This is a genomic window from Streptomyces sp. NBC_00354, assembly GCF_036106915.1.
Taxonomy (GTDB): domain Bacteria; phylum Actinomycetota; class Actinomycetes; order Streptomycetales; family Streptomycetaceae; genus Streptomyces.
Genome location: NZ_CP107983.1, coordinates 7,271,971 through 7,297,662, shown reverse-complemented (window position 1 = coordinate 7,297,662; position 25,692 = coordinate 7,271,971). Strand labels below are relative to the sequence as shown.

At 74.5% G+C, this 25,692-nt stretch carries 19 protein-coding genes and 1 pseudogene; 13 read left to right on the top strand and 7 right to left on the bottom strand.

Translation table 11 applies throughout. The features are described from left to right. Window position 1: 1 nt before the first annotated feature. Window positions 2–622: a dihydroxyacetone kinase subunit DhaL gene (dhaL, locus tag OHT74_RS33495; protein WP_328622257.1), complete on the top strand. Its 621-nt coding sequence runs from the start codon at window positions 2–4 to the stop codon at window positions 620–622. After that, entirely contained in the window at window positions 619–1,026 is a 408-nt protein-coding gene (locus OHT74_RS33490) for a PTS-dependent dihydroxyacetone kinase phosphotransferase subunit DhaM (RefSeq protein WP_328622256.1), read from the top strand. The genes dhaL and OHT74_RS33490 overlap by 4 nt, the downstream gene beginning before the upstream one ends. 16 nt (window positions 1,027–1,042) lie before the next feature. On the opposite strand, the gene OHT74_RS33485 is transcribed toward OHT74_RS33490, so the two are convergent. Next, a complete protein-coding gene (locus OHT74_RS33485) occupies window positions 1,043–1,438 on the bottom strand; it encodes an RNA-binding S4 domain-containing protein (protein ID WP_266631846.1) in 396 nt (131 codons plus the stop codon). Window positions 1,439–1,572: 134 nt separating this feature from the next. Here OHT74_RS33485 and OHT74_RS33480 point away from each other — a divergent pair, with 134 nt between their 5' ends. The 3 genes from OHT74_RS33480 to OHT74_RS33470 all read left to right on the top strand — a co-directional run bounded on the left by OHT74_RS33480 (window position 1,573) and on the right by OHT74_RS33470 (window position 5,088). Next, window positions 1,573–1,968 carry a TOBE domain-containing protein gene (locus OHT74_RS33480; RefSeq protein ID WP_266631845.1) on the top strand — a complete coding sequence of 132 codons (396 nt, stop codon included), beginning with the start codon at window positions 1,573–1,575 and terminating at the stop codon, window positions 1,966–1,968. Window positions 1,969–2,081: 113 nt separating this feature from the next. After that, window positions 2,082–2,900, top strand: coding sequence for a molybdate ABC transporter substrate-binding protein (gene modA, locus OHT74_RS33475; protein ID WP_328622255.1), 819 nt, complete (start codon window positions 2,082–2,084; stop codon window positions 2,898–2,900). Between the two features lie 190 nt (window positions 2,901–3,090). Continuing rightward, window positions 3,091–5,088, top strand: a complete 1,998-nt coding sequence (locus tag OHT74_RS33470) for an ABC transporter permease (RefSeq protein WP_328622254.1) — start codon at window positions 3,091–3,093, stop codon at window positions 5,086–5,088. Between the two features lie 60 nt (window positions 5,089–5,148). On the opposite strand, the gene OHT74_RS33465 is transcribed toward OHT74_RS33470, so the two are convergent. Beyond that, window positions 5,149–7,890: a phosphodiester glycosidase family protein gene (locus OHT74_RS33465; RefSeq protein ID WP_328622253.1), complete on the bottom strand. Its 2,742-nt coding sequence runs from the start codon at window positions 7,888–7,890 to the stop codon at window positions 5,149–5,151. A 222-nt stretch (window positions 7,891–8,112) separates the two neighbouring features. On the opposite strand from OHT74_RS33465, the gene OHT74_RS33460 reads away from it, so the two are divergent. Then, on the top strand, window positions 8,113–9,018 hold the full coding sequence (locus OHT74_RS33460; RefSeq protein WP_266669745.1) for a DUF4328 domain-containing protein: 906 nt from the start codon (window positions 8,113–8,115) through the stop codon (window positions 9,016–9,018). Window positions 9,019–9,079: 61 nt separating this feature from the next. On the opposite strand, the gene OHT74_RS33455 is transcribed toward OHT74_RS33460, so the two are convergent. Then, a complete protein-coding gene (locus OHT74_RS33455; RefSeq protein WP_328622252.1) occupies window positions 9,080–11,146 on the bottom strand; it encodes a SpoIIE family protein phosphatase in 2,067 nt (688 codons plus the stop codon). Window positions 11,147–11,449: 303 nt separating this feature from the next. Next, window positions 11,450–12,673, bottom strand: a pseudogene (locus OHT74_RS33450) (DUF6777 domain-containing protein); the annotation flags it as partial. A 183-nt stretch (window positions 12,674–12,856) separates the two neighbouring features. Between OHT74_RS33450 and OHT74_RS33445 the strand changes: the two are divergent. Then, window positions 12,857–14,146, top strand: a complete 1,290-nt coding sequence (locus OHT74_RS33445) for a streptophobe family protein (protein WP_328622250.1) — start codon at window positions 12,857–12,859, stop codon at window positions 14,144–14,146. Between the two features lie 66 nt (window positions 14,147–14,212). Here the strand turns inward: OHT74_RS33445 and OHT74_RS33440 are convergent, their stop codons facing one another. Together OHT74_RS33440 and OHT74_RS33435 are read right to left on the bottom strand one after the other, a co-directional pair. Then, the gene (locus tag OHT74_RS33440) at window positions 14,213–14,908 is read right to left on the bottom strand and encodes a hypothetical protein (protein WP_328622249.1); all 696 of its coding nucleotides are present in this window, start codon (window positions 14,906–14,908) and stop codon (window positions 14,213–14,215) included. 6 nt (window positions 14,909–14,914) lie between these two features. Then, a complete protein-coding gene (locus tag OHT74_RS33435; RefSeq protein WP_328622248.1) occupies window positions 14,915–17,275 on the bottom strand; it encodes an FHA domain-containing protein in 2,361 nt (786 codons plus the stop codon). A gap of 151 nt (window positions 17,276–17,426) precedes the next feature. Here OHT74_RS33435 and OHT74_RS33430 point away from each other — a divergent pair, with 151 nt between their 5' ends. The 5 genes from OHT74_RS33430 (at window position 17,427) to OHT74_RS33410 (ending at window position 22,673) form a co-directional block, all read left to right on the top strand. Further along, the gene (locus OHT74_RS33430) at window positions 17,427–18,461 is read left to right on the top strand and encodes a cation diffusion facilitator family transporter (protein WP_328622247.1); all 1,035 of its coding nucleotides are present in this window, start codon (window positions 17,427–17,429) and stop codon (window positions 18,459–18,461) included. 89 nt (window positions 18,462–18,550) lie between these two features. Beyond that, window positions 18,551–19,039, top strand: a complete 489-nt coding sequence (locus tag OHT74_RS33425) for an NUDIX domain-containing protein (protein WP_328622246.1) — start codon at window positions 18,551–18,553, stop codon at window positions 19,037–19,039. Between the two features lie 48 nt (window positions 19,040–19,087). Then, window positions 19,088–20,344: a Tm-1-like ATP-binding domain-containing protein gene (locus tag OHT74_RS33420; RefSeq protein WP_328622245.1), complete on the top strand. Its 1,257-nt coding sequence runs from the start codon at window positions 19,088–19,090 to the stop codon at window positions 20,342–20,344. Between the two features lie 152 nt (window positions 20,345–20,496). Next, complete coding sequence (locus tag OHT74_RS33415; protein WP_328622244.1) at window positions 20,497–22,092, top strand: serine/threonine-protein kinase; 1,596 nt, start codon at window positions 20,497–20,499, stop codon at window positions 22,090–22,092. Beyond that, window positions 22,089–22,673: a hypothetical protein gene (locus tag OHT74_RS33410; protein ID WP_328622243.1), complete on the top strand. Its 585-nt coding sequence runs from the start codon at window positions 22,089–22,091 to the stop codon at window positions 22,671–22,673. The genes OHT74_RS33415 and OHT74_RS33410 overlap by 4 nt, the downstream gene beginning before the upstream one ends. 63 nt (window positions 22,674–22,736) lie before the next feature. Here OHT74_RS33410 and OHT74_RS33405 read toward each other — a convergent pair whose 3' ends face one another. After that, window positions 22,737–24,026, bottom strand: coding sequence for an ATP-binding protein (locus OHT74_RS33405; RefSeq protein WP_266669724.1), 1,290 nt, complete (start codon window positions 24,024–24,026; stop codon window positions 22,737–22,739). Between the two features lie 160 nt (window positions 24,027–24,186). Between OHT74_RS33405 and OHT74_RS33400 the strand changes: the two genes are divergently transcribed. Beyond that, a complete protein-coding gene (locus tag OHT74_RS33400; RefSeq protein ID WP_328622242.1) occupies window positions 24,187–25,689 on the top strand; it encodes a hypothetical protein in 1,503 nt (500 codons plus the stop codon). The last annotated feature ends 3 nt before the right edge of the window (window positions 25,690–25,692 follow it).

Genomic DNA, 25,692 nt, shown 5'->3' with positions numbered 1-25,692 from the left:
ATTGCGTGACGCAGATTTCTTCCGGCGCTGGATGACGGCCGCCGGGGCCGCGGTGGAGCGCGAGGCGGACCGGCTGACCGAGCTCGACTCCCCCATCGGGGACGCCGACCACGGGAGCAATCTGCTGCGCGGCTTCACCGCAGTACGGGCGGCCCTGGAGGCGGACCCCGCCGCGACGCCCGGGGCGGTGCTGCAACTGGCGGGGCGGACGCTGATCTCGACGGTCGGCGGCGCGTCGGGCCCGCTGTACGGGACGCTGCTGCGGCGCACGGGCAAGGACCTCGGGGAGGCCGCCGAGGTCTCCGACGAGGAGGTGCGCAAGGCCCTGTACGCGGGGGTGGGCGCGGTGGCGCAGCTGGGCGGGGCGGCGCCGGGCGACAAGACGATGCTGGACGCGCTGGTGCCGGGGGTGGCGGTGCTGAGCACCTCGTACCGGGCGGCGGCGGACGCGGCGGAGGGCGGCGCACGGGCGACGGTGCCGATGCTGGCGCGCAAGGGGCGGGCCAGCTACCTGGGCGAGCGGAGCATCGGGCACCAGGACCCGGGGGCGACCTCGTCGGCCCTGCTGGTGGCGGCTCTCGCCGACACGGCCGAGGCGGCGGATGCGGCGGACGCCGTATGAGCGCGCCGGCGGTGGTCGGGATCGTGCTGGTCTCGCACAGCTCGATGGTCGCGCAGTCCGTGGCGGACCTGGCACGGGGCCTGGCGGCGGGCGGGCCGGTCGTCCCGGTGGCGGCGGCGGGCGGCACGGCGGACGGCGGCCTGGGCACGAGCGCGGAGCGCGTCGTGGCGGCCGCGCACGAGGTGGACCGGGGGGCGGGGGTCGCGCTGCTGGCGGACCTGGGCAGCTCGGTGCTGACGGTGAAGGCGCTGCTGGTGGAGGACGAACTGCCGCCGGGGGCCCGGCTGCTGGACGCGCCGTTCCTGGAGGGCGCGGTGGCGGCGGTGGTCGCCGCCTCCGCGGGCGCCCCCCTGGACGCCGTGGCCGCGGCCGCAGAGGAGGCCTACACCTACCGCAAGGCCTGACCGGCGGGCAGGCCCGTCAGCGGCGGCGCAGAGATTCGATTTCGCGGCGGTCGCGCTTCGTGGGGCGGCCCGTGCCGCGGTCGCGGACGCCGACCACCTCGGCCTCGATGCGCGTCGGCGCCGGCGGGCTGTTGTCGACGAAGCATTCCGCGGCCACCGGGGCACCGACCCGCTTCGTCACCGGCCGCTTGACGACGACGATGCGCTCACGCCCTGCGTGGAACAGCCGTACCTCGTCCCCCGCCCGCACCGCCTGCGCCGGCTTCGCGCGCTCACCGTTGACCTTCACATGGCCCGCCCTGCAGGCGGTCGCCGCGACCGAGCGGGTCTTCGTCAGGCGGACCGACCAGATCCAGGCGTCCACCCGCGCCGTTCCCGTTTCCGCGCCCGTTCCCGTTGCTTCATCAGCCATACCAAGACTTTAGCGAGCGGGCCCGGCCGTAACGGAATGGATTTTGGCAGATTCGCCAAGAGCCATGGCATCTGCCATGTACATCATCCCAATGGAATTGCAAATGCAGGACATGTGCCCCTACCTTGTCGCACATGCAGTCCTACACCATCGGACAGGCGGCGCGCCTGCTGGGCGTCAGCCCGGACACCGCCCGCCGCTGGGCCGACGCCGGCCGGGTCGCGACCCATCGCGACGACGCCGGCCGGCGACTGATCGACGGCCGCGACCTGGCCGCCTTCTCCGTAGAGGTGGGACAGGGCGCCCACACCGAGGACGACGAGCCGTACACCTCGGCCCGCAACGCCTTCCCCGGCATCGTCACCGCCGTGAAGCTCGGAGACGTGGCCGCCCAGGTCGAGATCCAGGCAGGTCCCCACCGCCTGGTCTCCCTCCTCACCCGTGAGGCCGTCGAGGAGCTCGGACTGGAGGTCGGCATGCAGGCCACCGCCCGCGTGAAGTCCACCAGTGTGCACATCGACCGCACCTGACCCGTCCAGCACCAGTACGCGTCCCCACCCGCTCCGCCCGTCACCGGCGCGGGTCACCACCGCGCGGTCCCGGCACCCGGCCGGCCGCCGACCCGACCGAGGAGCACCCGCTCATGTCCCCGATCCCGAACCGCCGCAGTGCCGTTGCCGCCGCGCTGACCGCCGCCCTCCTCGTACCCGCGCTGTCCGCCTGCGGCAGCAGCGACAAGAAGGCCGCCGCCGACACCGGGGCCTCGGCTTCCGCCTCGGCCTCCGCCGAGCCCAAGGCCGCGAACCTCACCGTCCTCGCCGCCTCCTCCCTCACCGACGTCTTCAAGACCGCGGGTGCCGCGTACGAGAAGGCGCACCCGGGTACGAAGATCACCTTCTCCTTCGCCGGCTCCCAGGAGCTCGCCGCCCAGGTGAAGCAGGGAGCCCCGGCCGACGCGCTGGTCACCGCCGACACCAAGACGATGGACGGTCTCAAGGCCGAGACCGGCGACGCGTCGATCATCGCCAAGAACCGCCTGGTCATCGCGGCCGGCAAGGGCAACCCGTTCAAGGTGGACGAGCTGAAGGACCTGGCCGACAGCAAGATCAAGGTCGTGCTCGCCGCGCCCGAGGTGCCGGTCGGCCGCTACAGCAAGCAGATCCTCGACGCCCAGAAGATCGAGGTGAAGCCGGTCTCCCAGGAGCCCAACGTGCGCGCCGTGCTGAGCAAGGTCGAGCTCGGTGAGGCCGACGCCGGCCTCGTCTACAAGACCGACACCATCAAGTCCGGTGACAAGGTCTCCGTCGTGGACATCCCGGACGCCGAGAACGCCGTGGCCTCCTACCCGGCCGCCTCCCTCAAGGCGTCCAAGAACGCCGACGCCGCCGCCGCGTTCGTGGCGTGGCTGAGCACCCCCGAAGCGCAGAAGATCCTCCAGGACGCGGGCTTCCAGAAGGCGTAACCGGCACCGCGCGCAGCAACACAAGCAGCCGCAGCCGCAGCCGCAGCCGCAGCCGCAGCCGCAGCCGCAGCCGCAATGATCGAAAGGGACTGCCTGGTCCGGGGGGACAGGCGGTCCCTTTCGGCGTGTCGCCCGCCAGGCCCCCGGGCCCCCGTACCCGTCCCCCCGTACGCTCCAGCCAGGAATCCACATGAGCAGACACCGCACCCGCACCCGGCCCCCCCTGACCCTGGCGCTCCCCGCGCTGCTCGCCGTCGCGTTCCTGCTGCTGCCCCTCATCGGCATCCTCACCCGCACCGAGTGGGGCGAACTCGGCGCCCACCTCACCAGCCCCGGTGTGGTCGAGGCCCTGCGCCTCTCGCTGTTCGTGTCCCTGTGGGCCCTCGGTCTCTCGCTGCTCCTCGGCGTGCCGCTCGCCTGGCTGCTGGCCCGGGTCCCGTTCAAGGGCAAGGCCTTCGTACGCTCGCTGGTGCTGCTCCCGATGGTGCTGCCGCCGACCGTCGGCGGTGTGGCGCTGCTGCTGGGCTTCGGCCGGCGCGGACTGCTCGGGCCCTGGCTCGAGGGCACGTTCGGCATCACGCTGCCCTTCCACACGTCAGGGGCCGTCGTCGCGGCCACCTTCGTCGCCATGCCGTTCCTCGTGATCAGCCTGGAGGGTGCGCTCGGCGGGCTCAAGCAGAGCTACGAGGAGACCGCCGCCTCCCTCGGCGCCTCGCCGGTGCGGGTGTTCTTCACCGTGACGCTGCCGATGGTGGCGCCCGGCCTCATCGCGGGCGCCGCGCTCACCTGGGCCCGTGCGCTCGGCGAGTTCGGCGCGACGATCACCTTCGCCGGCAACCTGCCCGGCACCACGCAGACGCTGCCGCTCCAGGTCTACCTGCTGCTCCAGGACCAGCCGGAGGCGGCCACCTCCGTGTCCCTGCTGCTGCTCGTGATCGCCATGGCGGTACTGATCGCCCTGCGCGGCCGCTGGACCGGCACCCCGGTCGCCCGTACACCCGCCGAGGCTCCGCAGCTGCCGGACGAGGCGGCGGCCGCGGCCCTCGAAGCCGAGCGGACACCGACAGCCCCGGTTCCGGCCGGCCGGGCATCCGGGAAGCCCGCCGCCGGAGACCTGGCCTCCGACCTGCCCGGCGCCCCCCACGACGACGGCCGTTGGCCGCTGCACGCCGTCGTCACCGGCTTCAACGAGCTCACCCTCGACGCCGAACCCGGTACCACCATCGCCGTCGTCGGCGAGAACGGCGCCGGCAAGACCACCCTGCTGCGCGCCCTCCTCGGCCTCACCCCGCGCGCCCGCGCCGAACTCCGGCTCGGCGACACCGATGTCACCGCGCTGCCCTCGCACAAGCGCCAGGTGGCCTGGGTCCCGCAGGACGGCGCGCTGTTCCCGCACCTGAGCGCGCTGGCCAACACCGCCTACGGGCTGCGCGCCCGCCGGGTGCCGCGCGCCGAGGCCCGCCGCGAGGCGCAGCAGTGGCTGGACCGGCTCGGCGTCGGCCACCTCGCCCACCGCAAGCCCGCCCAGCTGTCCGGTGGCCAGGCCCAGCGCGTCGCCCTGGCCCGCGCCCTGGCCACCCGGCCCCGCCTGCTGCTCCTCGACGAGCCGCTCGCCGCCCTCGACCAGACCACCCGGGCCCGCGTACGGCACACCCTGCGCACGCACCTGGCCGGCTTCGGCGGGGTCTGCCTCATCGTCACGCACGACCCCGTCGAGGCGGTGTCGCTGGCCGACCGGGTCCTCGTACTCGCCGACGGGCGCACCCTCCAGGACGCCCCGCCCTCCGAGGTCACCCGCCACCCGCGCTCCCCGTGGGTCGCGCGGATGCTCGGCCGCAACGCCTGGTCCGGCACGGCGTCGGCCGACGGGCTCGTACTCGCCGCGGGGGGCCGGCTGGTGGTGGCGGATGCGCTGCCCGAGGGGTCCCGGGCACTGGCGATCATCGGCCCCGAGGCGGTGTCCGTGCACCGCGACCGCCCGACGGGCAGTCCCCGCAACGTCTGGCAGGGCTCCGTACGGGAGATCACCGCGGTCGGCAGCCGGCTGCGCGTGCTGGTCGGCTCGGCGCAGACCCCCGACCTGGTCGCGGAGATCACCCCGGAGGCCGCGGCCGAACTGGGCCTGGTCGACGGCTCGAGGGTATGGACGAGCGTGAAGGCGACCGAGGTCACGCTGGTGGAGCTCTAGGTCATGTCGTCAAAGTCCCGTCTGGCTGGCGGGCGGCCGACGCCACTTTGACGACACTCCCTAGGGGGTCTGCCGGACGGCGAGCCAGTCCCGCCGGGCGAAGGCGTCCACGCCCACCAGGGTCCGTCCGGTGCGCGGGGCCGCGACGGACAGCACGCCCTCGGAGCGGCCGGCCGCGAAGGCCGGGGCGCCGAGGGCGAGCACGGCGGCCCGCTTCCCGGTGGTGCGCCGGAACTCGGCGAGCAGGTGCGCCGTCAAGGCCGTTTCCTTGCGGTCGACGGTGTCCGGCGCATCCGCCTGTACGACGGCCAGCGCGCCCGTGGCCGGATCCCGGGCGGCGGCCGCCAGAGCCTTGCGCAGGGCCCGCATCCGGTCCAGACCGCCGCCGCCCAAGGTGGGCCGGGTGGTGTCGAGCGGCAGAAACCGTACGCCGCGGTGCACGAACTCCGGGCGGTCGGCGCCGGTCAGCACGAAGTCGGCCCCGCCGTCCCCGGTCCCCGCCCGGATCCCCCCGGCCGGCTCGACGGCGAACCGCCAGGGCCGCGCCCGGACCCCGGCCTCGGTGGCCACGATCGGATCCCGGACCACGGGCGCTGCGGCGGGCCCCGTGGGCGGGGTCCGGGCGCCGAGCGTGTCGAGGGCCAGCCGTCCGGGGCGCGTCCCCCCGACCGCCGAAAGCCGGATCACGCTGAGCGGCGGCTCGGCGGTGGCCGGGAGCGGAAGGGTGAGCTCCCGCCAGCCGGTCCAGTCCACGGCGGGCCCGCGCACCGTGACGGCCGCCCCGTCGGCGTCGGCCAGCTCCACCGCGGGACGGGCCCCGGAGCCGTCGCCGCCGACCCAGAGCGTGAGCGAACGGGCCAGCTCCGGGACGGGGAGGGGCCGGGGTGGGGCGGCGCTCCCCTGGGCCGCGGCCCCGGCCGGCTCCAGGGCGAGCCCCGCACCGGGATGCCCCTCGGCCGCGGAGGCGCCCGGCCCGGTCCAGTCGGCGACGTCGGCCAGATCGGTGACGGGGAACGTCACCAGCCCGACGCCCAGGGCGAGTTCGGCGGTGAGGCCGGAGCCGGCGCCGGGCGCGCCGACGGCTCCGGGCGCTCCGGCAGCCCCGGCGGCCCCACCCGCCCGGACCGTGGCGCGCAGGCGGCCCGTGGCCTGGGGGACGAGGGCGGTGACGGTGAAGCCCCCGTGCCCGTCATCGGTGACGCGCCACCGCGACCGGTCGAACTCCAGAGCCACGTCCCGGGGTTCCACGACGGAGGCCGCGCCCTGCGCGTCGTACCCGGTCAGCCGGAATCCCGCGCTCTCCCCCTGCTCCGCGAGTCCGATCCGGGCATGCGTGGGCCGGATCCGGATCAGCGGGCCGAGGACCTCGAGCGAGAGCTCGCCGTGCGGGACCGCGCCGTGCGCCGTCGTGCGCCGGGCGTGCGCCGTCGCACGGCCGGGGCGCACCGCGTGGAACACCCCGGCGGAGTCGACCGTGCCGGCCCCGTCCGCCGACCACACCGGCGCGCCCGGCGCCGGGCCCAGCAGCGCGTCGTACCCGGTGGCCGTGAGGGTCCGGGTGAGCCGGGGGAAGACCCGGGTGAGATCCTCCGTGGTGCCGCCGACGGGTTCGACCCGGTAGCCGGCGGTCCGGCCGGAGCCCGCCGGGGCCGTGAGGACGAGCCCGTTGGACACGGGCCGCAGCCGCCCGTCCGACGGGGAGTTCTCCAGCGCGAGCGCCGTCGCCCCGCTCAGCCCCGCGAGCAGGGTCGAGGAGCCGCCGCCGTCGAGGTTCAGGGCCTCGTACGCGCCGAGCCGGTGCATCAGGCGGCCCAGCGCGGTCAGGGTGAGGCCGCCGCTGTCCCGCCGGCGGCCGTCCACGGTGAGGATCCGCAGCCGCCGCCCGTCGCGCGAGAACCCGACGGCCGTGCGCGGGGCGGCGGTGTTGTTCGGCTCGCCGTCGTGGTTCTGCGGGACGCCGGCCACGACGAGGGCCTCGCGCCCGCCGACGGCCGCCACCGGGACCGGTCCGGCGTCCGGGAGGGCCCGGGCGGCGACGGCCACGGCGTCCCCGGGGCGCAGGGCGGCGAGTTCGGCAGCGGCCGCACCGCCGGCGGCGGCGGTCAGCACGGTGGTGCCGGGTGCGGGGCGCTCCCGCCGGGCCGGGCTGCGTACCGGCGGGGCGGCTGTCGTGACCCGGCCGTCCCGGACCGCCACGGCGGTGCCCACGGCGGGCAGTTCCGCCCCCGGCCAGTCTGCGGTGTACGCGGCGAGGCCCACGGCGGGGGGCCGGGCCGCGTTGTACCCGGCGAGCGGGCGCACCGCCCCGCCGGGCAGGGTGACGCTCCCGTCGAGTGCGATGCGCAGGACCCGCCCGATGCCGTCGGCGCCGAATCCGACGGCCGGGGCCGCGCCGGGCCCGGAGGTCGCGGAGTGCAGCAGCCGGCCGCCGCCCAGGCCGGGGCCGAGCGGTGCGCCCGTACCGCGGATGTCGAAGAAGTCGCCGTTCACGGCGGCGACCACGCGCCTCCCGGGCCCTGTGGGGTGGCGGGCGGCGGCCTCGGCGACGGTGGCCGGTCCGTGGCCGCCCAGGTACTCGGCGCGGACGCCGCCGCGTCCGCCGAGATCGACGAGGAGCTCGTCGATCCGCAGCCAGCGGTCGGCTTCCAGCCGGTCGTACGACTCAAGGCGGATCCCGGGGGCGATCTGCCGGCCGGTACGGGCGGTCTCGATGCCGTCGGCCTGCGCCGCGGCGGATGCCTCGGCGGGGCCGGCCAGGGCCACGGCGAGCAGGACGGGCAGCAGCGGACGGAGGCTCAGCACCCAGGCAGGATCGGCCACTCGGCCCGCCCCGGGCGGGCACGACCGTTCGCGCCCCGCGGTTTCAGCCATTCGCCCGGCCACACGGGGCACGGGCTCCCGCTCCGGGCCCGGATAAGGATTTGGCGGCCGGATGCCGGGCTGGCATGGTTCGGACGTGTCCCGCCGCAGGTCAGCGGGGCATCCGCTGCTTCATCACATGTTCCCGTGGGGGGTACACACCGCATGTCCTTCAACGAGCCGCCGGGCCCGCCGACTCCGCCCCCGTCGCAGGAGCAGCAGCCGCCCGTCGCGCAGCCGTACCCGCAGCAGGCACCGCCGCAGCCGTACCCGGCTCAGGCCTACCCGGCCCAGCCGTACCCCGGCCCGCAGCCCTACCCCGGCCGGCCCTTCCCCGGGCAGCCCCAGCCCGGGTACCCCGCCGGGCCGTACCCGGGCCTGCCGTACCCGGGGCCTCACCCCACCACCGACGTGCTGCGCTCGCCGCGCGGCCTGGCGGTCGCGCTCACCGCGTTGCTGTCGGTCGCGGCCGTGGTCAACGTGTTCTCGGCGGGCATCAGCGGGTACGTCTTCTCGCTCATGCAGAGCCTGATCGCGGACCCGGCGAAGGTCGGTGACAGCACGCTCGAGCAGGGGGACCTCCTGACCGGCGTCGCCGGCGTACTCCAGTTCGTGATGCTGCTGGCGACGGCGGTCGTCTTCGTCATCTGGTTCCACCGCGTGCGCGTGAACGGCGAGATCTTCGCCCCCGACGGCTTCTCGCAGACCCGCGGCTGGGCGATCGGCAGCTGGTTCATCCCGATCGGCAACCTCTTCCTGCCGTTCCGCATCGCGAAGCAGATCTGGGCCGCCAGCACCCAGCGCGGGCCCGACGGCTCCTACCGCGAGGTCTCCGCCGTGCCCCTCAACGCCTGGTGGGCGCTGTGGGTCGGCTCGCTGGTGCTCGACCGCGTCTTCGGCCAGATGTACAAGCGGGCCGAGACCCCGGAGGCGCTGCGCGCGGCGTCCGCCGTGGGGATCGTCACCGACCTGTTCTCGGTCGGCGCCGCCGTCCTCGCCATCCTCTTCGTCCGCAGGCTGACGGCCCTGCAGACCACCAAGGCGGAGCAGGGCCCGTACGCGGCCGTCTGAGCCCGCCGGGCTGAAACCCGCCAGCCTGAGACCCGCTGGTCTGAGACCCGCCGGGCGTATCTCAAGGCACCGCGTGCCCCGGGACGGCGAACTCGCACCACACGCTCTTCCCGCCACCCCGGGGCTCCACGCCCCATTCCTCCGCGAGCTGCTCCACGAGCAGCAGGCCGCGCCCCGACACCGCCCAGTCGCCCGCCTCGCGCCGGTGCGGCAGGGCGCTGCTGGAGTCCTCGACCTCGATCCGGATCCGGCCCTCCGCGGACAGCCGTACGTTGACGTGGCCGCCGCCGTCGGTGTGTACGAGGGCGTTGGTCATCAGCTCGTCCGCCGCCAGTTCGATCTCGTCGGCCCGCTCCGCGGCGCCCCAGGCGGCCACCGCCGCCCGGATCAGGTGGCGGGCCATCGCCGGGCCCTCGGGGTCGCCCGGGGTGAGCCGCAGGCGCAGCGGGCCGCCGCCGCGCGGGCTGGGGGTGCCGCGGCGGCGCAGCAGGAGCAGGGCCATATCGTCCCCGACGCCCGCGTCGCCGACGAGGTCGCACAGCACGTCGGCGAGCTCCTCGACGTCGACCGGGCCGCTGTGGACCGCTTCCATGAGCTCGCGAATGCCGGCCTCGGGGTCGCCGTCCTGCCGTTCGATCAGGCCGTCGGTGCACAGCACCAGGGTGTCGCCCGGGTGCAGTTCGAGGCTGGTGACGGGATAGCCGGAGCCGGTTCCGGACTGCTCGCGCGGCGGCAGCCCGAGCGGGAGTCCGCCGGCCACCTGGATCCGGTGGCAGCTGCCGTTGCCGCGCCGCACCACCGGGTCGAGGTGGCCGGCGCGGACCATCTGGAGCATTCCGGTGTTCAGGTCCACCTCGGCGTAGGTACAGGTGGCGAATCGTTCCGTCTCGAGCTCCCGCAGAAAGGTCGAGGCCCGGGCCATGGCTGTCCCGGGCGTGTGCCCCTCGGCGACGTAGGCCCGCATGACGATCCGCAGCTGGCCCATGACGGCCGCCGCGTCCGTGTCGTGCCCTTCCACGTCGCCGATCATCACCCCGACCCGGCCCTCGCCGAGCGGGATCACGTCGTACCAGTCGCCGCCGATGTCCCGCCCCATCCGGGCGGCCCGGTACCGTACGGCGATCCGCGCGCCCGGCACCTCCGGGATCCGGCGCGGCAGCATGGCCCGCTGCAGGCCCTCCGCTAGGTCGTGCTCCTGTTCGAAGAGGATGGCGCGCTGGAGGCTCTGCGCGATGCCGCTGCCGAGCGCGACGAGCAGGTTCCGTTCCTCGGCGGTGAAATCGCCGTCCCGCTCGTACAGCAGCCCGAGCGCGCCGATGGCCCGGCCCTGGGCGATCAGCGGCAGGTAGACGCCGCTGTGTACGGCCAGCGGCTCGATGTACGGCCAGAGGTCCGGGTATCGCTGCCGGAACTCCTCGCGCGAGGCGAGGAACACCGGCTGCAGGTTCCGTACGGCCTCGCTCATCGGGAACTGCGCGTCGATGCGGGTGTACTCGATCTCCGGGACGTACGAGGCGAGCTGCCCCTCCGCGACGAGGTGGATGCGGCCGCCGTCCACGACGCCGAGCATCACGCTGACCGCGCCGAGGTGGCCGAGGGCCTCGGGGTCCTTCAGGACGTCGGTTACGTCGTTGACGGTGCGGGCATGGGCCAGGATGGCGCTGGTCCGCTCGACGACGCCGGTCATCCGGCGCCGCCCCTCCGCCTGCTCCCCGCCGGCGCCGGGCTCGCCGGGGTCGTGGGCGGCGTCGCGCAGGATCCCGATGATCCGGTAAGGGCGGCCGTTCGCCTCGCGCAGGATGTGGCCCTGGATGTGGGTCCAGGCCGGGGTGCCGTCGCGGCGCCGGGTGCGGACGTACGCCCCGTAGTGGCTCCGGCCGTCCTTGAGCGCCTGCGCCACCCGGGCGTCGAGCCGGACCTCCTCGCCGGGTGACACCCGCGACCGCAGCCCCTCGGGGGTGCCGCTGAACTCCTCCGGGCGCAGGTCGAGGACCTCGAGGGCGGTGGGATCCAGATGCATCTGCCCACTGTCGAGGTCCCAGTCGAAAGTGCCCATGCGGTTGAGCGCGAGGCTCATGTCCGGCTGCGCGGGCCAGTCGACCTCGGGGCTCGCTCCCCTTTCGGCCATGCAGCCAGGGTCTCATCCTTCCCGCACGTATGCCCGCCCGCGTCAGGTCCCGGCGTCGCCGTCGGCTCCGGGCCGCTCCGTCGCGGGAGGCTGGGTCGGGGTGCCGGCCCGGGTCGGCGCGTCCGTGTCAGCCCCGGGCTCGTTCGTCCTCGGCCTCAGCTCCGGCGCCACCGAGGACGGCGGCGCCGGAGACGGTGGTTCCGCCGAGCTCGGCGGGGGCGCCGGCGCGGAGGACACGGACGCGGACGCGGTCACCGGCGGCTTCGAGGACGCGGGCGCCGACGCGGGCTGCGAGACGGACGGCGTGACGGACCCGGGCGGCGCCTTGGACTCCGGCGGCGTCGGGGTCGGCATCGGCGATTCGGGCTTGAGCGGCGCCCTGGACGCGGGCTTGGACGGCGCGGTGGACGCGGGCTTGGACGGCGCCGTGGACTCGGGCTTGGACGGGAACCCGGAAGGGCGCCCGGAAGGCGGCGCGGTCTTCGCCGGCGATTGCGCCGCGGACGGCGAGGCCTTCGTGACCGACGGGCTCGGCGGCACCGGCGTGATCGGCGGTTTCGGGATCACGGGCGGCGGCACCGGCTTGTCGTGCTTGGCCTGGTGGTCGCCGCGGTCACGCTCGAACCAGTGCCGGTCGTGGCGGTCGTAGATGACGAACTTCTGGACGACGGCCACCGACGGCGCGACGGCGACCACGTTCTTGGGCTGGTACGAGCTCCACGGCTCACCGGACCGCTTCGGGTTGCCCTTCAGCGCCACCGGGGACCCGAGCGGGTTGCCGCACGCGCACCGCACCCGCGGCACCCCGCGGGCGTCGACCAGCACCGCCGTCCCGGCCTGCAGCACCGCCTGGTAGCCGGTGGCCTTGCCGTCGCGGTAACCGTGGTTGGTGACGCGGGTGTCCATGCCCAGCTGAACCGGGGTGAGCGAGCGCAGGTAGCCGGGTACGGTCGCCGGCTGGATGCCGAGCGCCGAGGCGAAGGCGCTGTTCTTGGCGGGCTGGGCGGTCAGCACCTGGATCTGCTTCTCGACGTCGCAGCTGGCCGTTGCCTTCGTACCGCCGTACAGGCCCGGCGCCGCGCCGCTGACGCTGCGCGTGACGATGGCGCCGGTGGTGGGTGCCGCGCTCTGTGGCACGGGCGGGGTGGCGGTCCGCGGCGGTGGAGTGGCCTCCTTCGCGGCGGTGGACTCCGTGAACGGGTCCGGGCCGGCCACGGCGGCGGGCTGCAGGAACACCTCGCCGCCGGCGGTGGAGGTGCCGCTGGGCCGGGTCAGGACCACGGCGAGGGCCACCGCAGCGACCACCGCGACGAGCGCGGTGGCCAGCCGGGGCCCGGACCGCCACCAGGGGCCGCCGGGCGGTGGCCCCGGTGGCGTGCCGCCGGGCGGAGCCGGCGGCGGGGGTGGCGGCGGCCCTTCCCGCCCGCCGGAGAGGGGGCCGGAAGGGGGACCTGCGGGGCGCTCGGCCGGCGGGTGTATGGACTGCGTCGGCTGCTGCGGCTCCCGGCCGGAGGGTTGCGTCGTCACGTGCCCTTCTTCCCGGGCGGAGGAGTTCCGGCCCCTGTGGCGCCTGCGTGACTCGGACACGGAGGCCACACGGACACGGAGATGACTCGGACACGGAGATGCCGGGACTTCCTGCACTCCTGCGGACCATTGTCTGCGCCGCTCGGGTGGTGGCCGCAAGCCGAGCGTGCCTACGGTGGCAGCGTGAGCAGTCCGTCAGCACCCAGTTCGCTACCCGGGGGCTCCGCGAGGGCATGGCGGGACGCCCTCGTCGCCGTCGTGGCGGGCTTCGCGGTGATGGCCGCCGTCGCCGCGGCGGGACTGGCCTGCGCGGGGGCGACCGACCTGCCCGGCGGGGCGTTCCCCCGGGTGGTCGCGGCGGTCGTCGTACTGGCGGCCGGCGGATCGGTCGAGGTGACCGGCGCGGCCGGCTTCCTGGCCGACGCCCATGCGAGCCTGTCCGTACTCCCGCTCTCGGTGAGCCTCGCCGGGGCCCTCACGGCCGGCGCGCTCTTCCTGCGCCCCCTGCACAACCGTGCGGTGACCCGGCCGGGCGAACTCGCGGCCCGCGCCGCCCCGTTGGTCTTGCTGTGGCTGCTCGCCCTCACCGGCACCGCGTTCCTCGCCCGCCAGACCTTCGGCATCTCCGCGGGCGACTCCCTCGTCGCCGACCTCGGCGAACTCCTCGACTCCGCCCCGACGGTCGGCTTCAGGGCCGTCCTGCCCGCGACCCTCTTCTTCGGACTGCTGTGGATCCTCGGCCTGTTGCTCATCGCCCTGCTGATCTCGCGCCGGGCGCCGCTCCCGGCCCGGCTGGTCCGCTTCCACGCGGCGGTGCGGCCCGCCGCCTTCGCCACCGTGGCGCTGCTCCTCGCGTACGTCGTCATCGGCCTCGGCGTCGGCGTGGTCGTGGCCGTCACGCAGGGCCACGCGGACCGGACGTTCGCCGTGATCCTGCTCGGCCTGCCGAACCTCGCCTGGCTCGCGCTCACCCTGGGCCTCGGCGGGGCCTGGGAGGGCCGGGTCGAGGGGCTGTTCGGGCTGCCGATGCCTCAGTTGCTGGACAAGGTGCTGCGCGGGCCGGACCTGTCCACGGTCGAGGTGGGCTCGCTCGCTCAGCAGGACTCCCGGGCCTGGTGGCTGGTGGCCGTGGCCGCCGTGCTGCTGCTCGGCGCGGGCTTCCTGGCGTCCGTACGCTCCCCCGCGCACGTCCGCGCCTGGCAGCACGCGCTCCACCTGGGCGTGGCCCTCGCCCTCGCCACCCTGACGGTGTGCCTGCTGACCGCCTTCGAGGCCCGGTTCGGGCTGTCCCTGCTCGGCATCGGCAACGTCGGCATGCTCGACGCGAAGACGGAGCTGCGCCCCGAGCTGTGGCGCAACGTGGGCCTCGCCCTGGTCTGGGGCGCGCTCGCGGGCTTCCTCGGGGCCCTGCTGGCCCGTCCGGTGCACCGCCGCGGTCTCGTCGAGAAGCCGCCCGAGACCATCGCCCGCTGAGCCGGCCCCGTCCCTCCGCCTGCCGATCGCTCGTACGGCCCCGGCTCAAGCGCGTACGGCCCCGGCTCAAGCGCCTTCCGGCGGTGACACGACCTGCGTCGGTTCGCGCCCTTCGCCTGCGGGCCCCCGTCCTGGTTCCCGGCCGGGTTCGCGCCCCGGTGCACCGCGGACCCGCCCGCCTGCCGTTGCCGTGTCCACCCTTGCGCCGGGCGATGCCTTGCGTTCCGTCTCCGCGGCCGGCGGCTCCGGCTCGGCCGAGTCCCCCGGCCCCGTGCCGACCGCGTACGTCGTGAGGCGGGTGCCGTCGCCGTACATCCAGCGCCCGCTGGCCTCTTCGTACAGCCAGACGGCCTCGTCGTCGACCACGATCCCGATCCGCAGCCCCTGGGTCGCCCGCCGGAAGCCCTCGGTGTCCGTGCGCCCGGCGGCGAGTTCCTCGGCGGCCTGCCGGTAGCGCTGCAGGGTCTCGGCGCCGTGTGCGAGCAGCGGCAGCGGGTCCTCCTCGGCGTGCGCGATCGGCCGGCCGCCGGTCGGCGGTGGCTCGGGCACGGCGACCAGGAGCCGTCCGTCCACCCAGGCGGACCACCCGTTGGCGCACAGGATCTCCCCCCATTCCCCGCGCCGGGACAGGAGTTGCACGGGCAGGAAGGCGTCCAGGGGCACGGTGGGCCGGGAGACGTCGGGCTCTTCCCAGGCGGGCAGCCCCTCACGGGGGACCACGTGCGTGGGCTGGAAGTCGAAAGGCCCGGTCAGGTTGGCCATCGACGCCTACTTTCGCATGATCGCGGGCTCGTGGCGGCGCAGCAGCCGCAGGACCAGCACTCCGAACAGTACGGACAGGCCCACGAGCATCCCGAGATCGAGCAGCCACACCCCGGCGCTGTGCGCGAAGAGCGGGTCGTCGGTCAGTTTCCCGGGGACGATCGCGCCGAGGTCGATGGTGCCGGCCATGGCGCCGAGCGCCCACCGGGACGGCACCAGCCAGGCCAGCTGCTCGATCACCGGCACGCCGTTCAGCTGCAACAGGGCTCCGCAGAAGACCACCTGGACGATGGCGAGGAGGACCAGCAGCGGCATGGTGACCTCCTCCTTCCGGACCAGGGCGGAGACCAGCAGGCCGAGCATCATCGCGGTGAAGGACAGCAGGGCGACGGCGAGGGTGATTTCGGCGAGGGGCGTGAAGAAGACCCCTCTGCCGCCGGGGGCGTTGGTCTTCACTCCGTAGAGGCCGACGAGCGTCATCACCACGGCCTGGGCCACGGTGATGGCGCCGAGCACCACCACCTTGGACATCAGGTACGCGGATCTGGACAGGCCGACGGCGCGTTCGCGCTGGTAGATGACTCGCTCCTTGACCAGTTCCCGTACGCCGTTGGCGGCGCCCGTCAGCACGCCGCCGACGCACAGGATCAGCAGGGCGTTGATCGCCGTCTCCTTGGTGAGGGAGCTGCCGGCCAGGGCCCGGGTCATGGCGCCCATGACGAACGGCAGGGCGATCATGATGACGAGGAAGGTGCGGTCGGCGCTGAGCGCGGCGGCGTAGCGGCGGACCAGTGTGGAGAGCTGGGAGCCCCAGCTCTGGGCCTTGGGCGGCGGGGCGACGAAGCCGGCCGCCCCGGACCGGTCCTCGTCGAGCCGGGGCTGCCGCGCGGCGTTCTGTACGTAGGTGCGGTGCTGCGGGGAGGTGCGGTACTCCCCCTCCCAGTCCCGGCCCTGCTGGTTCTCGAAGGCTTCGAAGGCCTCCGGCCATTCGGTGAACCCGAAGAAGCCGAGGGTCTCCTCGGGCGGCCCGAACCAGGCGATGCGCCCGCCCGGGGCGAGGACCAGCAGCCGGTCGCAGACGTCGAGGCTGAGCACGCTGTGGGTGACGACGATGACGGTGCGCCCGTCGTCGGCGAGGCCGCGCAGCATGTGCATCACGGAGCGGTCCATGCCGGGGTCGAGGCCGGAGGTGGGCTCGTCCAGGAAGAGCAGGGAGGGCTTGGTCAGCAGTTCCAGGGCGACGGAGACGCGTTTGCGCTGGCCGCCGGAGAGGCTGTGGATGGGCTGGTCGGCGCGCTGCCCGAGGCCGAGTTCGCCGATCACCTCGTCCACCCGGGCCTGGCGTTCGGCCCGGGCGGTGTCCTGCGGGAAGCGCAGTTCGGCGGCGTAGGCGAGGGCGCGGCGGACGGTGAGCTGCGCGTGCAGGATGTCGTCCTGGGGGACGAGGCCGATGCGGCTGCGCAGTTCGGCGTAGTCGCGGTAGAGGTCGCGTCCGTCGTACAGGACGCTGCCGTGGTCGGCGGGGCGCAGTCCGGTGAGGGCGCCGAGGAGGGTGGACTTGCCGGCGCCGCTGGGGCCGACGACGGCGAGCAGGCATTTGGCGCCGACGGGGAAGGAGACGTGGTCGAGGAGGATCTTGCGACCGCGGTCGACGGAGACGGCGAGGTCCTGGACGTCGAGGGAGACCTCTCCGGTGTCGAGGTACTCCTGGAGCTGGTCGCCGACGAGGCAGAGCGCGGTGTGGCCGATGCCGACGATGTCGCCCTCGGCGACGGGGGCGCGTTCGATGCGGGCCCCGTTGAGGAAGGTGCCGTTGTGGCTGCCGAGGTCGGTGATCTCGTACGTGCCGTCGGCGAGGGCGTGCAGTTCGGCGTGCCGGCGGGAGACGACGAGGTCGTCGATGACGAGGTCGCTGTCGGGGGCGCGGCCGATGCGCACGGCGGTCCGGGTGGGGAGCGGGCGCACGGTGGTGGGGCGGCGGAAGGTGCCGGTCAGGGACGGGGTGGACACCGAGGACGGCCTGGAGACGGCGGGCCCGCCGTTCGGGACCGGGCCGAGGCACCGGGCGCGCGGGCCGTCGGAGGCGTTGCCGAAGCGCAGCTCGCTGCCGACGCCGATGCTCCACTCGTGGACACGGTGGCCGTCGACCCAGGTTCCGTTGGTGCTGTGCTCGTCCTCCACGGTCCAGTGGTCGCCGTCGGGGCGCAGGATCGCGTGGTGCCAGGAGACGCGGGCGTCGTCGAGGCAGATTTCGCACAGGGGATCCCGGCCGACGTGGTAGGTCCGGCCCGGGCTCATCGCGGTGGAGCCCGTGTCGGTTTCCAGGACGAGCTCGGGCGCGGTCGGCACACCGGGGCGCTGGACCATGAGCAGATTTTCCCACGATCCGACCGGTCCAGCATAACCGCAGGTCAGCGGCCTCTTATGGGTAATGACAACGGTCCCCGTTGCAGCCTTTGCCCATTGCGTCACGGTGCGCTTCACTTCACGCGTCGGAACCGAACACACGGGGGACGCCATGAGTGGGCACGACCACGCACACGACGACCACGGCCACGCCGCCGGCCACGACCACGGCGGTCACGGTCACGGCGGCCACAGCCACGGGGTCTCCGCCGACGCCGACCGGCGCTGGCTGGCCATCGCGCTCGGCCTGATCGGCGCGTTCATGGCGGTCGAGGTGGTCATCGGCATCGTGGCCCAGTCCCTGGCCCTGATCTCCGACGCCGCCCACATGCTCACCGACGCCGTCTCCATCGTCCTCGCGCTGATCGCGATGCGGCTCGCGGCCCGCCCGGCGCGCGGCGGATTCACGTACGGCCTCAAGCGCGCGGAGATACTCTCCGCCCAGGCCAACGGGCTCACCCTGCTCCTGCTCGCGGTCTGGCTGGCGTACGAGGCGGTCCGGCGGCTGATGGACCCGCCGGAGGTGGCGGGCGGGCTGGTCCTCGTGACGGCGCTCGCGGGCATCGTCGTGAACGTGGCGGCCGCGTGGTGCATCTCCAGGGCGAACCGCTCCTCGCTCGCCGTCGAGGGCGCCTACCAGCACATCCTGAACGACCTGTTCGCCTTCATCGGCACCGCCGTCGCCGGTCTGATCGTGCTCACCACGGGATTCGTCCAGGCGGACGCGATCGCCACGCTCGTGGTCGTGGTGCTGATGGTCAAGGCGGGCTACGGGCTGGTCCGCGAGTCCGGCCGGATCTTGCTGGAGGCCGCGCCGGCGCACATGGACCCGGACGCGGTGGGCGACCGGCTGGTCGGGCACCCGCCCGTCACCGAGGTGCACGACCTGCACATCTGGACGATCACCTCCGGGCAGGCGGCCCTCTCGGCGCACGTGCTCGTCGAACCGGCCGGCGACTGCCACGCCGTACGCCGCGACCTGGAGCGGCTGCTGGAGAAGGAGTACGGGATCACGCACACCACCCTCCAGGTGGACCACGTACAGGAAGCGCTGCTCAGCGTCGGCCGCCCGGGCGAGGACCCGGCCGACCCGCACTGCGCGGACGCCCACGGCCCGGTGCACCGGCAGGGGCCGCACGACCACTGACCGCCGACGGCTGGTCCACGGCCGCGCCGGCGGCCGATCGCCGGTGGCCGCCGCGCTGACCCTCCCGCCCACGGGGCATACATGCACGCATGACGCAGAAGCGCAGCGCCGGACTGCTCCTGTTCCGTACGGCCGCCGAGCCCGCCACCTCGGCCCAGGACGCCGTCGAAGTACTCCTCGGCCATATGGGCGGCCCCTTCTGGGAGCACAAGGACGACGGGTCCTGGGCCATCCCCAAGGGCGAGTACGAGGCGGACGAGACCCCGCTCGACGCGGCCCGCCGGGAGTTCACCGAGGAGATCGGCCTGCCGCCGCCGGAGGGCCCGTACCTTCCGCTGGGCGAGGTGCGGATCCCGGGCGGCAAGCTGGTGACGATCTGGGCCGTACGGGCCGACCTCGACCCGGCGCTGATGGTGCCGGGAACGTTCACGATGGAGTGGCCCCCGCACTCGGGCCGGACGCAGGAGTTCCCCGAGCTGGACCGGGTGGCCTGGTTCACTCCGCCCGTGGCCGAAAGCAAGCTGATCCCCTCTCAAATTCCCTTTTTGGAGAGGCTGTTGGGGCTCCTGAAGGGTTGACCTGACCTTGACTTGCCAACAAACCCCACCTGCATGGACATTGCACATATGACGAACGTCGTGCTGGTGGGAACCCTGGACACCAAGGGTGTCGAGTACGGCTGGCTGCGCGAGAGGCTGCTGCGCACCGGCGTCGAAGTGATCATGGTCGACACAGGCATCATGGGCGAGCCCCGGGTGCCCGCGAACATACCGCGCGAAGCGGTGGCCCGGGCAGCGGGAACGGAACTGCCGGAACTACGCGCGGCCGCCGACCGGGGTGCGGCCGTGACCACGATGGCGAGAGGCGCCGAGGCGACGCTGTTGCGCCTGCACGCCGAGGGCCGGCTGCACGCGGTGCTCGCCATCGGCGGCAGCGGCGGCACCTCCATCGCCACCCGGGCGATGCGCGCGCTGCCGCTGGGCGTGCCGAAGCTGATGGTCTCGTCCATGGCGTCCGGGGACGTGGCCCCTTACGTCGGATCCTCGGACATCGCGATGATGTACAGCGTGGTGGACATCGCGGGCATCAACAGCATCTCCGCGCCGGTCCTGGCGAACGCGGTCGAGGCGGCCGCGGGGATGGCCAAGGCCTTCGAACGGGCCTCCCGTGAGCTGCACCGCCCGGTCCGGCTGGGCGCCGGCTCCCGGCCGCTGATCGCGGCGAGCATGGCGGGCGTCACCACCATCGGGGTGGACGCCGCCCGCGAGCACCTGACCGAACTCGGCTACGAGGTGCTGGTCTTCCACGTCAGCGGCACCGGCGGCCGCACCCTGGAGACCCTGGCCGGGCAGGGCGTCTTCGCGGGCGTGCTCGACCTGACGCTCAGCGAGCTGGCCGACGACCTGTGCGGCGGCATCCTCACCGCCGGCCCCGACCGGCTCAGCGCGGCCGGCCGGGCCGGGATTCCGCAGGTGGTGAGCCTGGGGGCACTGGACATGGTGAAGTTCGGGCCGCTGGAGACCCTGCCCGAACGGGCCCGCTACCGCCGGGTCCACGTACACAACCCGTCCATCACGGTGATCCGTACGACCTCCGCCGAGTGCGCGGAGCTCGGCCGCCGGGTCGCCGCCAAACTCCGCGCGGCGACCGGTCCCACGGCCGTCTGCGTCCCGCTCCGCGGACTGTCCACGCTCGGCGCGCCGGGGGGCACCTACCATGACCCCGACGCGGACCGGGCCCTGTTCTCGGCGCTGCGCGAGGGGCTGCGCGGCAGCTCCGCCCGGCTCTACGACTACGACACCCACATCAACGACCCGGACTTCGGGAGGGCGGCGGCCGACCGGCTGCACGCCATGATCGGCGCGGCACGGGCCGCGGCGTGACCGTCGTCTGACCGCCGACCGCCCGACCGACCGCCGTGCGAGATGCCCGGCAGGGTTGGGAACCGGCCGTGGCGGAAACCGTGTCCCTGGGTGTGGCCGGTCGGCGTGCGACCGGGCCTGGGGCTCGGTGACGCCACGGACGGGGGCAGACGATGAAGAACGTGTGGACGGTGCCCGGCTATGCGCAGGTCCGGGAGCTCGGCTCGGGTGGCAGCGGCCGCGTGGTCCTCGCCGTCCACGAGGCCACGGGCACGCCGGTCGCGGTGAAGTACCTCAGCGACCGGCTGCGCGAGGACCCTGCGTTCGTCGGGGAGTTCCGGGCCGAGGCCCGGCTGCTCGGCGGACTGGACACGCCGTACGTGGTGCGGTTGTACGAGTACGTGGAGGCGCCCGACGGCGCCGCCATCGTGATGGAGCTGGTCGACGGGATCTCCCTGCGCGCGCTGCTGAAGCAGGCCGGGCAGGCCGATCCCGAGGCCGCCCTGGTGGTGCTGAAGGGCTCGCTGCTGGGCCTTGCCGCGGCGCACCGGGCGGGCGTCGTCCACCGCGACTACAAGCCCGAGAACGTACTGGTCGCCCCCGACGGCTCCTCGAAGCTGGTGGACTTCGGCATCGCCGCACGCCGCGGTACGACGCCAGGGGTGGCCGGTACCCCGGCGTACATGGCCCCCGAGCAGTGGCAGGGCCGGCCGGCCTCGCCCGCGGCCGACGTGTACGCGGCGACGGCGACGTTCTTCGAGTGCCTGACCGGCCGCAAGCCGTTCGCCGGGGAGAACTTCGCGGAGCTCGCCGTCCAGCACATAGAGGCGCCGGTCCCGGAGACCGAGGCCCCCGAGCCGGTACGCCCGCTGATCCGGCGGGGTCTGGCCAAGGCCCCGGAGCAGCGGCCGGAGAACGCCGAGGCGTTCGTGGCGGAGCTGGAGGGCGTGGCGCTCGCCGCGTACGGGCCGCACTGGGAGGAGCGCGGGCAGCGCAAGCTCGCGGCGCTGGCCGCGCTGCTGCCGCTGCTGTTCCCTTCGGCGGGCGCCCCCGCCGCGGGGACCACGGCGGTGGCGACGACCACGTTTCCGAGCCCCTCGCGTTGGGCCCCGGGCCGGCGCGGCCTGATCGCGGGCGGCGCGGCGCTGGTCCTGGGCGTACTGACGGCGCTCACCTACAGCGCGGTCGGCGGGGAGACCGGCGGGGCCTCGGCGCTGAACGCGTTCGCGACGTCGAGCGCGAGCCCGGGCGGTACGGGTCCTGCACCGGCTCCCGGCCCGAGCGTGTCCGCCTCCCCCTCGCCGTCCCCCTCCCCCTCGCTGTCCCCGTCCCCGTCCGCGTCGCCGTCGCCCACCCCGAGCCCGAGCTACTCGCCGACGGTGACGCCCACGATCACGGCGCCGACGACGAAACCGCCCACCACCCCGCCGCCCTCACCGAAGCCGACGGTGGTCGTCGGCGCGGTGTCCGTCACCGTTCGCCAGACGGGGACCTCCCTCGGCCAGGCGACCGTGGCCGTCAAGGCGTCGGGCAACGCGCCGGTGACGGTGGTGCTCGAATGGTTCACCGGTGATGCCGAGGGAAAGCTGGGCAGGACCGACGGCGCACCGGACACCCTCACGTACCAGCCGGGTGCCGCGCCGCTCGTCCAGGCTCACACGTTCTCCGGCACGGGCTGCTACTGGGGCGTGCGGGCCACCACCAAGCCCGCCGCCGGCAACGGCTCCTCGACCTCCCAGGTCTTCATCAGGCGGTGCACGATCTCATGAGCGACAGCGACGACGACTACAGCGCCACCGTCCTCGGCAGCCACTGGTTCAGCGGGCAGCCGCAGCCGCAGGAGGCCGTGCCCGACCGGATCGAGGGGTCGGTCCTGCGGTTCGGGCCCGGGGTGACGGCCGCCATGCCGGCGCCCTTCCCCGTGGTCGCGGAGCCGGTGCCGGCCCGCCGGCGCGTGGAGTGGCGCCGGTACACCCTGGCGGCCGTCGTCCTGCTCGCGGTGCTCGCGTACCTGGCCTGGCAGCGGTACGGCCCGGCCATCGAGGTGCGGGACGTGACGGTCGCCGCCGCCGACCCGCAGGGTCCCGGCTGCGATTCCGCCGCCGACGTGGTGGCCGTCGTACGGACCAACGGGCGGCCCGGGACCCTCACGTACCGGTGGATCCGCTCCGACGGCACGCAGTCGGAGCAGCTCACCGAGCGGGTGCCGCGCGGGAAGAAGGAGGCCCGGCTGCACCTGCTGTGGACCTTCCAGGGCCGGGGCACGTACGCGGCCGAGGCGAAGCTCCAGCTGGTCTCGCCCGGGCAGCACACCGCGGCGACGCAGTTCACGTACCGCTGCACCGGCTAGCGGGCGGCGGGACCAACGGCCCGGTGGCGGCGGGACGGGTCAGTCCCCCCTTGTTTCGACGTTTCAGAACCTGGCGTGGGCGGTGATGTCCGCCTCGAACTCGCCCGTCATCGCCGGGGTCACCGTCGGCCTGCACTGCGCGACCGCCGCCAGATAGTCCTGCGTGGAGGCGCCGAGCTGGGCCGCCGCCGCGCCGCGCGCGCCCACCGCCTCCAGGTCCCGCTCGAAGGAAACCTGCGCCGCGATCCGCGCCGCGTGCTCGATGTCGGCCGGGGTGAACAGCTCGCTGGCCGCCACCAGGGCCGCCACGTCCACGTCCGTCCGGCCCGCCGTGTAGCGGGACCAGATCGCGGCGCGCGCCCCGGCGTCCGGGGTGCCGATCGGTATCAGATAGTCGAAGCGCCCCGGCCGCAGGAACGCCGGGTCCAGGGAGCGGATGGAGTTGGTGGCGCACACCAGCAGCCGCTCGTCACCCTCCCGGAAGCCGGGGATCAGCTTGAGCAGCTCGTTCGTGACCCCGTGGATCCCGCCGGGCTGCGCGGGCTCGGTGCGCACGGGCGCGATCTCCTCGACCTCGTCGATGAAGACGAGGACCCGCTCCAGCTCGGCGATCCGGGCGAACGCGTCGCGCAGGGCGGCGGCCAGATTGCCCTCGTCGGCGAGGCGGGACGGCAGCAGTTCCACGAACGGCCAGCCGAGCCGGGAGGCGATGGCGCGGGCGAAGGTGGTCTTGCCGGTGCCGGGCGGGCCGAAGAGGGTGATGGCCCGCGGCGGCCGCACGCCGTGCGCGGCGGCCCGCTCGGGCTCGGCGAGCGGCAGCACCACACGCCGCTCGATGAGGTCCTTCTCCTGCTCCATGCCGGCGACCTTGGTCCACAGGTCGTTCGGCAGGAAGCGGCCGCCGAGGTCGTCGAGGAGGCCGGCCGCCGGTCCGTGCAGCGGCTCGGTCTTCTCGAAGTAAGCGACGGCGGGCTGGCGCGTGTAGCCGGCGTTGAGCAGGCCCTCGCCGAGCAGGTCCTCCTCGGGCAGGACGTACGCGATCCGGCCGACGCGGGCGGCGATCAGCCGACGCTCCAGCTCGACGAGCAGAGCGCTGGCCAGGCCCCGGCCGCGCCAGCCCGCGGCGATCGCGATCCGCATCACCCAGGCCCGCTCGCCGGTGACGCAGGCGAGGGCCGCACCGATCGGGACGCCCTGGTGGACGGCGACCACGCACGGCTGCCGGTCGGTGAGGGCGCTGATGCACTCGGCGAGCGAGAAGACGGATTCCTGGCCGAGTTCGGCCGTGGTGTCGATCAGATGGACGACAGCGGCGAGATCGCTCTCGCGGTAGTCGTGGATGAGCCAGTTCACCGGGTACCGCCCCTCGTTCGTGCTCCTGCGGCGAGGCTAGGGGCGGCCGGGCTCGGCGATCACGCTCCGCGGTGCACAACAGCCGGTCCGGAAACCGTCCGTGTCGTCCATAGACTGGTGGTTTCCGCCCGAGCCGCGCATCGAGGACCCGATCAGTTTCATGACTTCCGACATACCCGCCGCCGACAGGTCCGCCGACGGCTCTGCCAATGGGTCCGCTGCCGGCCTGCGGACGATCGTGTGGCTGGTTCCGGTCCTGTGGACGCTGGGGCTCGGGCTGTGGGGGCTCTCCCGGCAGGACAGTGTGTGGCGGGACGAGGCGGCGACCTGGCAGGTGGCCGGCCGGTCGGCGGGCGAGATCCTGGACATGCTCGGCAACGTCGATGCCGTGCACGGTCTGTACTACCTCCTCATGCACGGGCTCTTCGAGCTCTTCGGGGCGAGCACGGCCACCCTTCGGCTGCCGTCGGTGCTGGCGGTGGCGGCCGCCGCGGCGTGCGTGGCCCTGATCGGGCAGCGGCTGGCCGGTTTCTGGGCGGGACTGGGCGGCGGGCTGGCGCTGGGGCTGCTGCCCGCCGTGCAGTTCTACCTCCAGGAGGGCAGGCCGTACGCGCTGGTCGCGGCCGGTGCCGGGCTGTCGACCCTGCTGCTGGTGTCGCTGCTGTCCGCGCCGCCGGGGCCCCGCCGCGGGCGGCGGGCATGGCCGCGCTGGGCCGCGTACGGGGTCGCGGTGCTGGTGTGCGCGCTGCTGAACTGGCTGTCGCTGCTGATCCTGCCCGCGCATGCGGCGACGCTGTGGTGGGTGCGGGCCGGGCGCGCTGTGTGGCTGCGCTGGGCGGCGTACGGAGCGTGTGCCGTAGCGGGGGCGCTGCCGCTGGTGCTGTTCAGCCGGAGCCAGTCCGACCAGGTGTCGTGGATACCGCCGCTGACCTGGCACATGATGATCGGCCCGGCGATCCTGCTGGCCGTCGGCGGCCTCGGGGCCTGGCTGGACCGGCCGCGCGCGGGCCGGCTGTCGGCGGCCGCGGTGGGGCTGCCGCTGCTGGCGGTGCCGCAGCTGGGGCTGATCGGGATCTCCCTCGCCCAGCCGCTGTTCCTGGACCGGTACGTGCTGTTCAGCATGCTGGGTCTGGCCCTGCTGATCGGTGCGGCGCTGGGTGCTTGCGTACGGGCCGCCCGGCCCCGGTTCCCGAGGGCGGCGGGCCTGCTCGTGCCGGGCGTGGTCGGGATCGCCGTGCTGGCGCTGCTGCCGGTGGAGCTGGGCAAGCGGGCTCCGGCCAGCCGGGTCGACGACGTGCTGGCGGTGGCCGGCGAGGTGGCCCGGCTGGGGCGGCCCGGGGACGCGGTGCTGTTCGTGCCAGCCGCCCGGCGGGACACGGCGCTGGTCTCCCCGGGGGCCTTCGCGGGGCTGGTGGACGTCGCCCTGGAGCGGAGTCCGGTGGCCTCGGCCACCCTCAAGGGCGAGGAGGCGGACCCGGCGCGGATCCGGGCGGCGCTGCTCGGGCAGCGGCGGGTACTGCTGGTGACGGACGCGGCGAAGGTGGCGAAGCCGTCGGGGGCCGCGCGGGACGCGGCGAAGGCGGCGGTGCTGAAGGAACGGTTCACCGTGGTGGAGGACCGCCAGGTCCGGGGCCGCCGCGTGACGGTGTACGAGAGGCGCTGACGG